The following is a 14526-nucleotide window of genomic DNA, read 5'->3' as shown; positions in this document are numbered from 1 at the left end:
GGACTCCTCAGCCGACTCGACGGGGAAGCCTCCTGACGAGCGTCAGAAGCTGAGGGGTGCCGTGCTGCCGAGCCTGTCGAGGATGTGCGGCCACGCCGCCTCTCCCAGGAGCGCGTCAGCTTCGGGCGTGCCTCCATACAGGAAGTGCGGAGACGCTGACGCCGGGCTCTCGCCGGGAAGGCGCGGTCGGTGGCCGGCATCGTGGCGGGCGATCAGATGCGCGGTGGTCCCGGCCGAGCGTCGGCGTTGTGCCAGTTGTTCGGCGAAGCGGAGAGAAGGCCACATAGCGTCGTCGCCGCCGGCGACGAGTATCAGGTCGGCCCGGGCCCTGTCGACGGGGATCTCTGTCGGAGGGAGCAGATGAGCGAAGCTCTCCTCGCTGAGTTCGTACCATCCGCGGATGGCGGCCGGACCGTTGCCCGGGTTGACCGGGGCCCAGGAGTCATCGAGCGGGACAAACGGCAGGGGCTTTCCCCGCCAGGTCCAGGACGAGCGATACGGGCGCTGTTCCCCATCGTGGCCCGGGCCCACATTGCACCAGACTCGCGACGTGGGTGACAGCGCGACGACAGCGTCCACGCGAGGGTCGTGCACGGCTGTGAGCAGAGCTGCTTCAGCCCCTTTGGAGACACCGAGGATGCCGATGCGTCGTGCCCCGCTCGCTGTGAGGAAGTCGACCGCGGTGGTGAAGGTCTCCAACGGGATCTCACAAATTCCCGGGGACTGCCCTGGCCCGCCGAACCAACGGATGGACAGAGCCGCGATGCCCTGCTGAGCGAGGATGCGTGCTCTCTCGCGGTCGATGCGTCCGCTGGAACCGGCAAGGACCAGGACGCCGACGTCACTGCCCTGGGCAGGAGCGGCCAGGACGCCTTCCCAGGGATGGCTCAACTCCCGCTCAACAACCTCCACGTGCTCCCTCAGTTCGACGCGTCGTGGTCAAAGGGTGTCCTGACAGCTTCTCAAATACAACCGAAGGCTTGACATCGAGACCCGCATATTAGAGGGGTCCCGACCGGCAAAGTCCGCTACGACAACCTGCGCTCCGCGGTCTCGCGGGTGCTGGGCTTTCGCGAACGCCGTGGGGCAGGCGGTGCTCCTTCATCGGCCCCGTGCCTGTCCGGAAACTTCGGGGCCCCTCACATGCGGGTGTGTTGGCTCAGTCGGACAGCAGCAAGGCGATCGTTCGGACCAGTTTCTCGTTCTTTGGTGCGTTGACCCCGATGACGTAGCGCCCGGAGGCCACCACGGCGGACTTCTCCAGGAGGAGGCCGGTCCGCTCTGAGATGAGATGAACGCTTCGGTTCAGCGGCTTCACTCCGGTGTCCCACGGGAGGCCGCTTGCGAAGACCTCCCGGGCTGTGTCGGAGTCGGTGGCCACCCACCGTACGGTGATCTGGAAGATGTCCTTGTCGGATCCCGACTCGGTGGCGAACCGGCACTGAGTCTGATGCGGCAGCCTGACGCCGAAGACGGTGCGGCTCTTGTCGACCGGAAGCCGGAGATAGCCCTCTCCCAGCCCGTTGAGCTGTTTGTCCGAGAGCAGGGAGCAGGCATCCGGCCAATCCGACGGCGCCACTCCTCCCAGGGCGGGTTCCTCCAAGTCCTGTTGCGTCAGGCGCAGCGCCGTGTACCGGGCGCCGTCTTCCTCATCGCCGCGGATGATCAGGAGCTCGCCGCTCATCCCGATGAGCTCGCCGCGGAGCGGCCACGGCAGCATGGCCCGTCTCTTGCCGGACAGGTCGATGACCACGCTCACGCCGGTGCGCTGCATACTCTGCGGCGTAAGCGTCTCGCCGTTGGAGATGACGGCCTGGGCGTTCACCACGAGGTCGTCGGGAGCGTCCTGGCGCCATAGTGGCGATCCGTCGGCCCGGAGTGCGTGAAGCTGGCGTCCGTCATGGAAGTACACCGTGTCCCCGACCCGGCCCACGGTCCGGCTTTCACCCGCTTGGTCCTTCACGGTGCGGTCGGCCAGATGGTCACCGGACTCGTCGAAGAGGGTGAAGGAAGCGTTGCGGGAGTTGGCGTCGATGGACTGCACGCCGATAACGTCCGTGGTGGTGGAGAGCTTCGTGCCGCCGTCCTTTACATCTGCCTGCCAGACTCGGTGACCGTCGCGCGGGTCAAGAGCTTTGAGTACGTTCTTTGAGTCCTCCTCGCAGAGTGTGATCAAGTAGCGGGCGGTGGCGGCACTCCAGGCCGAGTAGAACGAGTCGTCGGTGACGCCGGCGGCTGTGTAGGCCTTGCTGTCGCATTCCGCCTGCTGCTGCCAGGTCGGCTCCCCGGTCCTGACGTTCAGGCCGATGATGTGGCCGCCGTGGACGTGGTTGACGATGCCGCGCTCGGTGACGATGACAGTCCCGGGGACGACCAGGTTCTGCTCATCCCTGGGCCGGACGATCGCCCTCGTCTTGTACGGGTGCGTCCACAATCGCATGCCGGTATGCACGTCGAAGCCTTGAAGGGTCAAGAAGGAGTTCCGCTCGACACCGGCCACGATCACATCACCGGTGAGGCTGGTGCTCACGATCTGCTCCGCTGGGTCTGCCCGCACGGTCCGGCGGCTCTTCCCTGTGCGCGCATCGCGAACATCGATCATGTGGCCGTGCGGGATGAGGACCACATCGTCGGTCGCTGTCGGAGTACCCGGCTCGCCGAGGACCGACTGGGACCAGACGGCCTCGAACGCGTCCGCGCGCACCGAGGACGGGGGCTTCCCGTCCTCGGCGGCCCTGCCTTCACCGTTGGCCCCAGTGCACGCCGCGAGGCCGAAGAGGGCGAGCACTCCGGCTACGTGGGCGACAGGGCGGCGCATCAGCAGCCCACCGGCTTCGGTCTTTGTCCGCACTGGTCCGCCTCCTCGGAGAGCTGAAATGGGCCGCCGATGGTGCCCTCGTAGACAGATCCATATTTCTTGTTCAGGGCGGTCACGGCCCACCGGCTGCCCTCGGGCGCAGGCACGACGCGTTTTTCTGACTTGCCCGCAATCGTGTAGTGAATGACCAATTCGAATTTGCGATAGCCCCGCTGTGCAGTGAAGGTCACGTGGAGTGGCACCTGTTCGTGCGGGGCGAGCGTGATGGCGTTGTCGCGGAAGTACGGCGTGTCGCCGGAGCCCTTGCCGAGAAACGCCGGCTTCGCATCGTCCATGTCGGCATGAAGCTTGATCTTCGGCTCTCCTCCCGAGGAGGGCTCGCAGATGAGTCCTCCGCTGAGCGGAGCTGTCGGGCGAGGGGTCTTGGGCTCGATGTCGATCGACTCGATGGTGAGCGCGCGGTCGCTGCCCTGCAGGGTGATGCTGACGTTCAGCTCGGAGGCGCGGGCGCCGTTGTTCCTCTTGATGACGGCGCTGGCGTCGGACTGCGTAGCGAGCTCTGCCCGGTCCTCAGGAGAGGAGAGGGCGCGGGCGAAGGCTGTGCAGCCGGTCACGTTCATCAACCGCGGCACGACATCGAAGTCAGGCCCTGCCGACCGCGACGGCAATGAACTGGAGGTCTCGTCAGGGCTGTCACCGGCGTCCGGCGACAGCCAACCCTGGGCGACCGCTACGAGAAGTGGCGCGAGAATGAGGGCGAACGCGCTGCCGACGAGGCGTTTGAACCACACAAGCCGTCTCTGTCGAGGGTCAACGGGCGGGTGCTGCACACCATGCCCCCGACCTATTGATCTGCGCATACGGGGCTCCTCCCTCCCGCTAAGCGCCGGTGCGGTGATACAGCCAGCCGTCCAGCACCGCCTCGAAGACCTGCTCTTCCGGCTGCAGCAGCGGCACCCCGTCGGCCAGATGTAGCTGCGCGGCCCCTGGTGCCGTCCCGTTCTTGCCCGCCAAATCGTCACGCTCCGTAGATCGTATTCACCGTGAGAATCTCGCATCTGATGCGAGATTCGGGGCGAAACGGCAGGTCAGTCATGCGATCGAGTGAAGCGGCACGACATGGGTTCGGGTGTCAGCTATCGCTCTCGCAGGCGTGACGAGCCGCGTGTGCGCTGATCAGCGGCTTTCTGAGTCCCGCTTGGCCAACACAACGCAGAATGACGCCAGTTCGCATCGGATGCGATATGCGCCGGTTCCGGACGACGCCGGAGCCAACCATCGCTCTGTCCAAGGGCCTGGCCAGGAGCTGACCACCGATGTCGCCGATGCGCTCGCCGTGACACCGGAGAAGGGAGTCGACGCAGAGCTGCGTGCGGAGCCGTGCTTCGCAACGCTGTGCCGAGCGGGCTCGCGGACCACGGCAGTTCGCCACGTTCGGTGACGCTGCGGTTCAGGCGCTGCGGTTCTCTTCTTCGCCACCGCCTTCTTGGCCGTCGTCTTCGCGGTGGTTGTCTTGACGGGTGCCCTCTGCGCCGTCTTGTTGGGTGCGGTCTTCTCCGTCGGCATGTCGTGCACGGTGGCGTCCTCGCCGCGGGCCACCCGGGCCGTGGAAGGCGCGGGCGAGGTCGCAAGCCCGGGTGATGTCGGGGCATGCGAGCCGTACTTTCAGAGCTGTTGCTCTTCGCGGGGCTTCAGCGCGGCGCGGCGCGGCTCGTACGGCCACGTCAGGGTGGAGGTGCCCGCCAGACGCAGCACGTCGAAGGCGACGACGTGCGCCGGCTGCTGTGCGGCGGGCTGGAGAGCTGCGAGGCCGCGTTGGTGCAGCCGGTTCTGCAGCTGCTCGAACGCGAGACGCCCGGTGGCGTCCCACACGATCAGGTCGCTGTCCAGGGCGGTGGCGTCCGGCTGTTGCGCGGCGCCGATCACGACGTCAGGAAACGCGGGCGCCATCTGGGTGCCGCGCCGTGAGCGCGCGACCACTGGGCCGCCGTCGGCGGAGAGCGCGGCTCTCAAGCCGTCCCACTTCGGCTCACCCGCCCGCCCCGGCAGGAGTGCAGGGTCGGACACAGGGGCGGCGAGCATCGGTTCCGGCAGTGTCCGCGTCGCAGCGCATGCCTTCCGCCCAGCCCGCCCGTCGGCAGACCGAGTGCGCGTGCGCACCCGGCTACCGGCCCGACCATGGCAGGTCAGCGCACTGCAACACCGCGCCGGGGGCTGTGTGCTGAGCTCCTGGCGCATGTTCAGGTAGCAGCGCAGCCGGCCGGGCACTGGCCGCCCTCGATCCCGTCTCGTACGGTCTGATGCTCCGGTCGCCCACCGTCCGCCACGGATCTCAGCGAACCCGGCGGTGCCGCCGGTACGGTCGAGAGATCTGAACCCATACCGGGAATCAGGCGGCGACGAGGTCCTGTTCGCGGTCCGGCGTTTTGACCTTGGGCTTCTTGTTCGGCAGCGAGAGCCGGAAGACCTTGTGCCACGCGGAGAACACCTGCTTGGGCAGCGGGCCGGTGACGTACTCCAGCTCGTACTTCTCGAACAGTGCGCGCACCTTCACCGCGACCTCGGCGTAGCGGTTGCTCGGCAGGTCCGGGAACAGGTGGTGCTCGATCTGGTGAGAGAGGTTGCCGGTCATGAAGTGCATGGCCTTGCTGCCGCTGATGTTCGCCGAGCCCATCATCTGGCGCAGGTACCACTGGCCGCGCGTCTCGCCCTTGATCGAGTGGCGCTCGAAGACCTGCACGCCCTCGGGGAAGTGCCCGCACATGATCACTGAGTGGGTCCAGACGTTGCGGACCAGGTTCGCGGTGAACGTGGCGGCGAGCGTGGGGAGGAACGACGGGCCCGACAGCAGCGGGTGGATCACGTAGTCCTTGAGCACCTGCTTGCGGATCTTGCGGCCCACGGCCTTGGCCCGCGCGCGGAACTCCGGGTTCTTGCGGCGGCGCTTCTGCAGGTTCTTGCCGAGCTCCAGGTCGTACGCCGCGATGCCGTACTCGAAGAAGCAGGCGTTGAGGAAGTTCCACAGCGGCTGGCCGAGGTGGAACGGGTGCCACCTCTGGTCCTCGTCGACGCGCATGATGCCGTAGCCGAGGTCGTTGTCCTTGCCGATCACGTTGGTGTACGTGTGGTGCAGCTCGTTGTGCGAGTGCTTCCACTGCTCGGACGGCGAGACGTGATCCCACTCCCAGGTGGTGGAGTGGATCTTCGGGTCCCGCATCCAGTCCCACTGGCCGTGCAGGATGTTGTGGCCGATCTCCATGTTGTCCATGATCTTCGCCACGGACAGCCCGGCAGTGCCGAGCAGCCACGCGGGCGGGAAGATCGAGAACAGCAGCACGCCCCTGCTGACCAGCTCGAGCTTGCGCTGCGCCGAGATGACCTTGCGGATGTAGGCGGCGTCTTTCTCGCCACGGTCGGCGATCATTTCGTCGCGGATCGCGTCCAGCTCGCGGCCCAGTTCCTCGATCTGCTCCGGGGTCAGGTGGGCGGTGGGGTCGATGGCGGTCAAGGTGCTCCTACCGTTCGATGTCGCAGGGGCCCGCCGCGGCGGACACGCAGGTCTGGATGAGGACGCCCGGTTCGGCTTCGGTGATCTCGCCGGTGCGCAGGTCGCGGACGGCGCCCGCCTTGAGCGGCGTGACGCAGCCGAAGCAGATGCCCATGCGGCACCCGGAGGGCATGAGCACGCCGGCCTCCTCGCCGACATCCAGCAACGGCGTGGCGCCGTCCGCGTCGACACTCGTGCCGGTGGCGCTGAACGTGACCTCGCCGCCGCCGTCGCTTGCGACGACGATGCTGGGGCGGAAGCGTTCGGTGTGCAGGCGCTCGTGGACGCCGTGCTCGGTCCAGTGCTCTTCGGCGGCGTCGAGCAGGCCCGCGGGCCCGCAGGCCCAGGTCTCGCGCTCGGCCCAGTCGGGCACGAGTGCGTCGAGACGGGTGATGTCGAGCATGCCGTCGGTGTCGGTATGCACCTCGGTGAGCCGCAGCTTCTTGTCCGCGACCAGGTCGTGCAGTTCGTTGCGGAAGATCACGTCTTGCGGCTGTGGCGCGCAGTGGACCATGACGACGTCGTCGAACTCGGTGTCGCGCAGCATGCCCATCACGGGCGTGATGCCGCTGCCGGCCGTCAGGTAGAGCACCTTGGCGGGCTTGGCCTGCGGCAGCACGAAGTCGCCGGTCGGCTGGTCGAGCTGGATCAGCGTGCCCGGTTTTGCCCTGCGGACCAGGTGGTTGCTGACCTTGCCGTCCGGGATCGCCTTCACGGTGATCGTGACGCGGCCGTCTGGGCGGTTTGTCGGCGAGGTGAGGGAGTAGGCACGCCACAGGCGCACCCCGTCGACGTCGACCCCGATCCGCACGTACTGACCGGCTGTGTGGCCGCGCCAGCCCCGTCCCGGCCTGATCACGATCGTCGCGGCGTCACCCGTCTCGGGGTGCACGGCCTCGATGCGCCCACGCAGGTCAGCGCCCGCACGCAGCGGGCTGACCAGGTCGAGGTAGTCCGACGGCAGCAGCGGCGTCGTGACCATCTCCAGCAGTTTCCACGCCCTGCTGCGGAGGGCTGTACTCGTCATGACTCCAGCTTGCTGCGCCTCAAGGCGTAAAGTCCTGACCGCAGGATGTGAATCTGGCTGGCTGAATTGTTCGCAGGGAATAGAAACGTGAGTCATGCAATCCGTAGGGCCAGCGAACTGGCCCTGGATGAGACGACGGTCACCGCACTTCGGGCCGCGCTGAAGACCACCGCCGACGAGGTCGTCCAGGCGATCATCGACGAGGTCCCTCCCTACGCCAACGCTCTTTCGGGCCGCATGGGCGCCACCATCCGCAGAGCCGTCCGCACTGCCCTGGGGCACTACCTGGACCTCGCGAGCGGGAACGCCACAGGCGGCGACGCCGGTGACGCAGCCTACGAGTTGGGCCGCGGTGAGGTGCGCGACGGCCGTTCGATGGACGCCCTGCTCAGCGCCTACCGCGTCGGCGCCCGCGTGGCCTGGCGATGCCTGGCGGCGGGTGCCGTACCCGCGGGTCTGCCCGCCGCCGAGGTCGCCAAGTTCGCCGAGTTGACCTTCGCCTACATCGACGAGCTCTCCGCCGCGAGCGCCGCGGGCCACGCCGACGAACTGGCCGCCCGGGGCAGGGACCACGAGCGCCACCTGGAACACCTGGCCCGCGACCTCCTCGCCGGCGCGAGCCCGGACGTGCTGCTGGCCTCTGTTCAACGGGCCGGGTGGCAGTCTCCGAATTCGCTGACCGCGGTCCTGCTGCCCGCCGCCCAGGCCCGGCCCGCCTACCGCGCGCTCGACCCGAGCACCCTCGTCCTCGACGATCTGCCGGACGCCACCGGTGTGCTGCTCGTCCCCGATGCCGACCGATCACATCTCTTGCGGCAGCTGACCGACCGCACCGCCGTGGTCGGCCCGGCCCGGCCGTGGACTCGTGCGTCCGCCTCGTACGCACGAGCCGTACGCGCGCGCTTGCTCTCCTCCGATATTCGCGACACCGAGGACCACCTGCCCGAGCTGGTGCTGAGCGCCGACATGGACGCGTTCGCAGACCTGCGAGCCCGAGCCCTCGCACCGTTGCGGACCTTGCCTGTCGCGACCGCACGGAAGCTGGAGGAGACGTTGCGGGCGTGGCTGCTGCACCAGGGCAGGCGGGACGAGGTGGCGGCGGCGCTGTTCGTCCATCCCCAGACAGTCCGATACCGGATGTCGCAGCTGCGGGAGCTGTTTCCGGATCTCGCATCGCCCCACCGGGTCCTCGAACTGACGCTGGCGGTCGGCCTTCGGGGCAGCTGACGCGTACGTCGACCATCCACGACCGCGTCCGCGAGCAGTCCAGGAATCGTTCCTCGTTCGCGGTGCCATCAGCCGGCTCATGCGGCCTGGCGAAGAGCGGTATTGGCCAGCTGAGACCGCGGTGGCTGTGACGTTATTCATCGCACTCTGTGCCAGAGCCCGAAACTGGTGAACAGCTGCTGTCGGATCTGGTGAACAGAGCCGGCCGTCCCCATCGTCACCAATCGTTACCCTCAACGACGGCGCCGAATGCGATCGAGCACGGCGACCGGAGCGCTGCCGGGAGACGGTCGCCGCAGTCGGGGCCGCACGCACACGACCAAACGCTGAACGCGTTCGGTAATCCTGGTGTCGGTTCGTTGGCGTCGATGATGTCCTCGCCTACGCGGCCTACGCGGCCTACGCGGTTGTGGCGATGCCGCCGTCGACGGGGATCACGGCGCCCGTTAGGTATGCGCCTGCCCGGCTGGCGAGGAACACGACGACACCCGCCATGTCGTCGTCGCGGCCGATCCGGCGTAGTGGGGCCGACGCCGCGATCGCCTCGCCGAACTCATCGAGGGTTGCAGCCATCATCGTCGACGGGAACGGTCCCGGCGCCACGGCGTTCACGGTGACGTGCTGCGGTCCTAGTTCCTTGGCGAGCACTCTGGTGAGTTGATGCAGTGCGGCCTTGCTGCTGGAGTACGAGTAGTTGGGCCGCTGGGGGATGTGGATGGCGGCGATGCTGCCGATGTTGATGATCCGCGCGGGATCGTCGGCGGTGCCCGCCTTGCGAAGTGCGGGCAGCAGCGCCTGGACTAGCCAGAACGGCGACTTCAGGTTGAGGTCGACGACCGTGTCCCAGGCCGCGTCTGGGAACGTCGCCAGCGGCTCGTCCCACAGGGCGCCCGCGTTGTTGACGAGGATGTCGAGACGCTCCGAGTCGGCGGTGACGAGGTCGGACAGTCGCCGACACTCGTCGTGGCGGGACAGGTCGGCGGGGATGGCCCGCACCTCACCGAATTTGGACAGTTGTTCCTGCGCCTGAGCGCACGCTTCTGCGTTGCGTGAGCTGATGACCACGCGGACGCCTGCCTGGAGAAGGCCACGCGCGATCATCATCCCGATGCCTCTGGTGCCACCGGTGACGAGCGCGCGCTTTCCACATAGATCGAAAAGTTCTGCATGCGTTGTGAATTGGTTGTCTGCCACCTGCCGCCTTTCTCGTTGGTCGTGCGGGATGATACGTCGACGCGTCGGGTGTTCGGTTCAGCTGCCTCAACGCTATGGCCTCGGAGTGCACGCCAAGCAAGCGGATCAGGTAAGAAATCGGCAGGGTGCTCCCGCGGGGCGGCGACCGCACCTCTGGGTGCTGCCGGGCCGCTTGGAAGACATCTCATTTGGCTTGTTGGATAGTCTGGCGTCGTGGGAATTGTTGAGCGTCTCGTGCCGGATGAGTCGTGGGAGCTGTTCGAGCGGGTGGTTCCGCCGGCTCCGGTGCGGCCTCAGGGTGGCGGTCGTCGATGCCATGGCGACCGCGAGGTGTTGGCGGCGATCGTGTTCGTTGCCGCGTCGGGGTGCACGTAACACTTCCTCGCCTTCGCAGGCATCGCCGCAACCCTCATCTGCTACCGAAGACTCGCCAAATGAGATGTCTTCTCAGCTGGGGCTCTGGTCCAAGCGCTGGCTAGCTTCCGTATGGAGGCAGGCCAATGGCTTCCCCCATACCAAGGAAGAGGACTTCTTCAACACTCAGCAGCAGGAGACATCGGCAACACAGCGCAGTGCGGTATTCATAGGGAGTCTCGTCATCGCCGTAGCTTGAGCCCACTCTCCAGCCGATCGCGACATCTCACTTCGATGTCCAGCCCGACTCTCACCTGGATGTCAGATGCCCTCACTGGTCACGGCCTTGATTTGTGGACACCAAGCGTGAAGCAGCGGTGTCATCGGGTCTGTACGGTGAGCGGTGTAACTCCCGAGCTGGAAGCGACAGTTGATGAATGACGTGACGAGTGACACCGAGGCCGGGAAGGCCGCTGTGAGTGAGGCGAGCGCCGTGGACGACGGGCTGGTTGCCCGGGCTCAGGCCGGTGGCGTGAAACACACCGGGCAGGGTGGTCTCCTGCAGCAGCTGACAGTGATGATGTAGCCCGCGCTGAAGGGTGTGGAACTCCACGTAATTCCCCATGAGCAGCGTCAGCTTCCCCGGGCAGGTGTTCCACCCCGAATCTCTCTCGCACCCCTGGTCACTGGAGTGCCCCACGGCAACCTCCGTATCTTGGTGCCATGACGGACGGGGAAGAGGCGAGGTGCTGCGTGAACCGCTGGGGTGACACATCAGATCCTGCCCCGGAGCGGCGGGGGCTTCGCCAGGAGGCGTGCTGGTGCTTCGACCAGTCCAGGCCGCACCCGCGCGCCCGCGTCGGATTTCACACCGAACGGCAAGACGCCTCCGCCCCGGGGTGGCAGCACCTGCTGGAGCTGGTAGACGAGGCCGCCGCCGACGGGCGCGAAGAGTTCCGTCCCCTGATCGAGCTCAGCCCGGAAGAGCGGCGGCAGGTCATCACCCTGCCGCCGAGCATCGCCACGCTGACGGCGGTCAAGCACCTCGTGCTCTACGGCAGCAACCTGGTCCGGATCCCGCCCGAGATCGGAGCCATGACGAGCCTGGAAGAATTCACTCCGTACACCTCATACCGACTGCACTGGCTCCCCTACGAGATCACCCGATGCCAGAAGCTGACCCGTAGCACAGTGAGCACACGCGCGTTGTTTGGCAATGAGAAGCTGCGATCACCCTTCCCGAGGCTTCAACTGCCCCGGGACTCCGTTGTAAACCTCGACTGGGAGAACCTGGATCCCCGGCGTTGGGGCGCCACCGCCATTCACAGCTGCAGCATCTGCGACCATCCGGTCGCACGGGGCGGACTTCATCAGGTGTGGATCTCGCTGCGCGTAGCCACCGACGTGCTTCCTCTACTGGTCAGCGCCTGCTCGCCGGCGTGCGTCGCCCAACTGCCCGACGGCGCGAAGGGCTATATCCCCGCACCGCACAGAGGTGGCCGAGTTGACCAGCCGGCGTCCGACTGGGACTGACCAACCGGACATCCTCGCCGCCCGCCGCTCCCCGGAGATGCGAGCGAGCACAGCCAAGTGCCTGCGGGATCGAACGTCTGGGCGGGGAAACTGACGCCCTCGATGGGGAAATACGTGACCGTCGACAGAGGGCGAGCTCGCTGATCATCTGGGGCACGAGCCCGGCGAGCGGGCCGAGGGCGGCCGGGACAACTACCGCAACGGGGACCGCTCCAAGACGGTGATCACCGAGTCGGGGCCGGTCGAGATCGCGGTGCCGCGGGACCGGGGCGGGTCGTTCGAGCCGCAACTGGTCAAGAAGCGGCAGTGGCGTCTGGGCGGAGTGGACGAGATGGTCCTGTCGCTGGACGGTGAACTCGCGTCTGCCGAGCCGAAGAAGCTCCGCTACCGGTTGCTGCACGTCGCCGCCTGCCTCACCCGCGGCGGTCGACGCCTGCGCTTGCGGATATCGGCGACCTGGCCCTGGAGAAACGAACTGGCCACGGCCTTCCACCGCCTCGCCGCACTACCCCGTCCCGCTGGCTGACCGGCAAACCCCGCCCGCCACGACCCGAAGGACCCTGGAGAAACCGACCACCGCGCCGGGCCTCCAGCATGTCCGAACACCGAAATCGCATCGGCCACCGACAGTTACCCCTCAAGGACGCCTCATCGCCCCAACCGAAACGGCGAGGCTAAGCGGGGCGGGGGAGGGAGTTGAGGCCGTCGATCGCGATGTCGGTGGCCCTTTGGACGGCTTGGTAGGTCTGCTCCGGCCGGTCGCCCCGCTTTTGGCAGGCGGCGACGACGACCTTGATCGCCCCGACCAGCGAGCCCACCGCCGCGGCGGCCTCGACGAGGTCCAACTCGGGGCAGGCGAGGTGGAGCGCTTCGGTCAGCTGTAGCTGGATGTCGAGCAGCAGGTGCAGTTCGCGCGCCTGAAGTGCCGGGACCGACGCGATCAGCCGGGTCCGAACTGGGCCGACCTTCCGCGCCAACTCCGAGTCCGTGTCCGCGAAAACACTCTGTTCGATGACGCGCCGCAGCAGGTCGGCCACCGGTTCGCCGGGCTGCCGTTCTCCGATGATCGCGACCGCGCGCTCCAGCCGCGACCTGTCGTCGAAGAAGACGATGTCGTCCTTGCTGTCGAAGTAGCTGAAGAAGGTCCGTGTCGCGATGTCTGCGGTGGCCGCGATCTCCGCCACGGTTGTCTGGTCGTAACCCTTCTCGGCGAACAATCGCAGGGCGCCTTCGATGAGCGCTTGCCGCGTGCGCATCTTCTTCCGCTGGCGCAGCCCTGGGTCGCTGGTCACGACAGCACCGTACCGCACGCGATGTAATTTTGCATTCATTGACGTTTTGCATTGAGTGCTGTTTTATCGGGAGGTCCGTACCGACCGAGGAGCGGCCTATGGAGAGCACGTCCCCGGCACTGGTCATGCCCACGGCCCGCCACAACCCGTTCGATCCGCCCGAGGAACTGCGCCGCCGGCAAAGGCTCGGCCCGATCCATCGGATGACCTACGTCGACGGTGGTCAGGGGTGGCTGGTGACCGGCTACGCCGCAGCGCGGGCGATCCTGGCAGATCCCCGGTTCAGCGTCCGCCCGGACCACCTGCGCTCACCGGTCGCCCGGCCGGCAACGGCGCCCCTGCCGCCGGGATTCTTCCTCCGCATGGACCCGGCCGAGCACGACCACTATCGGCGGTTGCTCACCGGTGACTTCACGGTGCGCCGGATGAAGCTCCTCGAACCGGAGATCGAAGCGATCGTCAACGACCAGCTGAACGCGATGGAGCTCGCCGGGGGCCCGGCCGACCTGTTCAAGGCATTCGCGCTGCCGATCCCGTCACAAGTGATCGGCGAACTGCTCGGGGTGCCCTACTCCGACAGGCAGGAGTTCCAGCGGAACGCCGCCACGCTCGTGAACGTGGACCTCGCACCGGAACGCCGGCAGGAGGCGGTCAGGGAGCTCATGGGATATCTGCGGGACCTGCTGCGCCACAAGCGTTCCCGGCCGGAGGAGGATGTGCTCAGCGGGCTCGCTGCGCACGAGGGACTTGCTGCGGACGAGCGGGCCGGACTGGCGCTCCTGCTTCTGATCACCGGGCATGAGACGACGGCGAACATGCTTACGCTAGGCACTTTCGCCCTGCTGGCCAACCCCGCACAGTTGGCCGAGGTCCGCGACAAGGAGGAGGACGCCCCTGCGGTGGTCGAGGAGCTGCTGCGTTACCTCACGATCATCCCTCACGTGGTTCGCGTCGCGCTCGAGGACATCGAGCTCCACGGCTGCCTGATCAAGGCCGGCGAGTCCGTCACCGTCGCACTTTCCGCGGCGAACCGGGACCCTGACCAGTTCGCCGACCCGGACGCACTTGATCTCACCCGCTCCACGGCCGGACACCTCGCGTTCGGTCACGGCCTCCACCGGTGCCTCGGGCAGCGACTGGCCCGCGCCGAAATGCGCATCGCCCTCCCCGCACTGCTTCGCCGCTTCCCGGCACTACATCTCACCGTCGCGCCCGAGGAAGTGCCACTGCGGTCGGCCACGACGGTCTACGGCGTGCACGAACTACCGGTCACCTGGTAGGCAGATCAAGGTCGAGAAGAACGACGTGCGCTCGGCGACCTGCAACGCGACGTCTGCGAGTTTGAGCAACGCCCCTTCACTGCCGGCTCCCCACCGCCATCCGGCCCTTCAAGCACCGCCCGCATCACCGCCCCCAGACACCTCCCCGACTGACGCGTCGGGAGTGTAAATCTAACGGCGGATCCGACGATCATGGGAGAGACGTCAAGTGACTGACACCGCCGTGGAGTTGGAGACCGTGGAACCTGTCGAGA

At 67.1% G+C, this 14526-nt stretch carries 12 protein-coding genes and 3 pseudogenes; 6 read left to right on the top strand and 9 right to left on the bottom strand.

Annotated features, from left to right (window positions below; translation table 11 throughout):
• Window positions 1-42: 42 nt before the first annotated feature.
• From AB0I18_RS42955 to AB0I18_RS42925, 7 genes are all read right to left on the bottom strand, one after another.
• On the bottom strand, window positions 43-912 hold the full coding sequence (locus tag AB0I18_RS42955; RefSeq protein ID WP_363111217.1) for an acyl-CoA thioester hydrolase/BAAT C-terminal domain-containing protein: 870 nt from the start codon (window positions 910-912) through the stop codon (window positions 43-45).
• Window positions 913-1159: 247 nt separating this feature from the next.
• The gene (locus tag AB0I18_RS42950) at window positions 1160-2851 is read right to left on the bottom strand and encodes a PQQ-binding-like beta-propeller repeat protein (RefSeq protein WP_363111216.1); all 1692 of its coding nucleotides are present in this window, start codon (window positions 2849-2851) and stop codon (window positions 1160-1162) included.
• Window positions 2818-3609 carry a hypothetical protein gene (locus AB0I18_RS42945; RefSeq protein ID WP_363111215.1) on the bottom strand — a complete coding sequence of 264 codons (792 nt, stop codon included), beginning with the start codon at window positions 3607-3609 and terminating at the stop codon, window positions 2818-2820. The genes AB0I18_RS42950 and AB0I18_RS42945 overlap by 34 nt, the downstream gene beginning before the upstream one ends.
• Before the next feature lie 88 nt (window positions 3610-3697).
• Window positions 3698-3832, bottom strand: coding sequence for a hypothetical protein (locus tag AB0I18_RS42940; RefSeq protein WP_363111214.1), 135 nt, complete (start codon window positions 3830-3832; stop codon window positions 3698-3700).
• A gap of 651 nt (window positions 3833-4483) precedes the next feature.
• On the bottom strand, window positions 4484-5149 hold the full coding sequence (locus AB0I18_RS42935; protein WP_363111234.1) for a hypothetical protein: 666 nt from the start codon (window positions 5147-5149) through the stop codon (window positions 4484-4486).
• Window positions 5150-5207: 58 nt separating this feature from the next.
• The gene (locus AB0I18_RS42930; RefSeq protein WP_363111213.1) at window positions 5208-6326 is read right to left on the bottom strand and encodes an acyl-CoA desaturase; all 1119 of its coding nucleotides are present in this window, start codon (window positions 6324-6326) and stop codon (window positions 5208-5210) included.
• A gap of 7 nt (window positions 6327-6333) precedes the next feature.
• On the bottom strand, window positions 6334-7392 hold the full coding sequence (locus AB0I18_RS42925; protein ID WP_363111212.1) for a ferredoxin reductase: 1059 nt from the start codon (window positions 7390-7392) through the stop codon (window positions 6334-6336).
• Window positions 7393-7479: 87 nt separating this feature from the next.
• On the opposite strand from AB0I18_RS42925, the gene AB0I18_RS42920 reads away from it, so the two are divergent.
• Entirely contained in the window at window positions 7480-8619 is a 1140-nt protein-coding gene (locus AB0I18_RS42920) for a helix-turn-helix domain-containing protein (RefSeq protein ID WP_363111211.1), read from the top strand.
• Window positions 8620-9018: 399 nt separating this feature from the next.
• On the opposite strand, the gene AB0I18_RS42915 is transcribed toward AB0I18_RS42920, so the two are convergent.
• Window positions 9019-9813: an SDR family oxidoreductase gene (locus AB0I18_RS42915; RefSeq protein ID WP_363111210.1), complete on the bottom strand. Its 795-nt coding sequence runs from the start codon at window positions 9811-9813 to the stop codon at window positions 9019-9021.
• 213 nt (window positions 9814-10026) lie between these two features.
• Here AB0I18_RS42915 and AB0I18_RS42910 point away from each other — a divergent pair.
• The 4 genes and pseudogenes from AB0I18_RS42910 to AB0I18_RS42895 form a co-directional block, all read left to right on the top strand.
• A pseudogene (locus AB0I18_RS42910) lies at window positions 10027-10185 on the top strand (transposase); the annotation flags it as partial.
• 735 nt (window positions 10186-10920) lie between these two features.
• Window positions 10921-11700, top strand: coding sequence for a leucine-rich repeat domain-containing protein (locus AB0I18_RS42905; RefSeq protein WP_363111209.1), 780 nt, complete (start codon window positions 10921-10923; stop codon window positions 11698-11700).
• Window positions 11701-11833: 133 nt separating this feature from the next.
• A pseudogene (locus tag AB0I18_RS42900) lies at window positions 11834-12046 on the top strand (transposase); the annotation flags it as partial.
• Between the two features lie 36 nt (window positions 12047-12082).
• Window positions 12083-12226 (top strand): annotated as a pseudogene (locus AB0I18_RS42895) (hypothetical protein); the annotation flags it as partial.
• A gap of 148 nt (window positions 12227-12374) precedes the next feature.
• Here AB0I18_RS42895 and AB0I18_RS42890 read toward each other — a convergent pair.
• Window positions 12375-12992 (bottom strand): helix-turn-helix domain-containing protein, encoded by a 618-nt coding sequence (locus AB0I18_RS42890; protein ID WP_363111208.1) that lies wholly within the window; start codon window positions 12990-12992, stop codon window positions 12375-12377.
• A gap of 98 nt (window positions 12993-13090) precedes the next feature.
• On the opposite strand from AB0I18_RS42890, the gene AB0I18_RS42885 reads away from it, so the two are divergent.
• Window positions 13091-14272 carry a cytochrome P450 gene (locus tag AB0I18_RS42885; protein WP_363111207.1) on the top strand — a complete coding sequence of 394 codons (1182 nt, stop codon included), beginning with the start codon at window positions 13091-13093 and terminating at the stop codon, window positions 14270-14272.
• The last annotated feature ends 254 nt before the right edge of the window (window positions 14273-14526 follow it).

The organism is Streptomyces sp. NPDC050704, from assembly GCF_040654355.1.
Classification (GTDB): Bacteria; Actinomycetota; Actinomycetes; order Streptomycetales; family Streptomycetaceae; genus Streptomyces.
The sequence above is the reverse complement of the archived record's forward strand: the minus strand, read 5'-3'. Positions and strand labels throughout refer to the sequence as shown.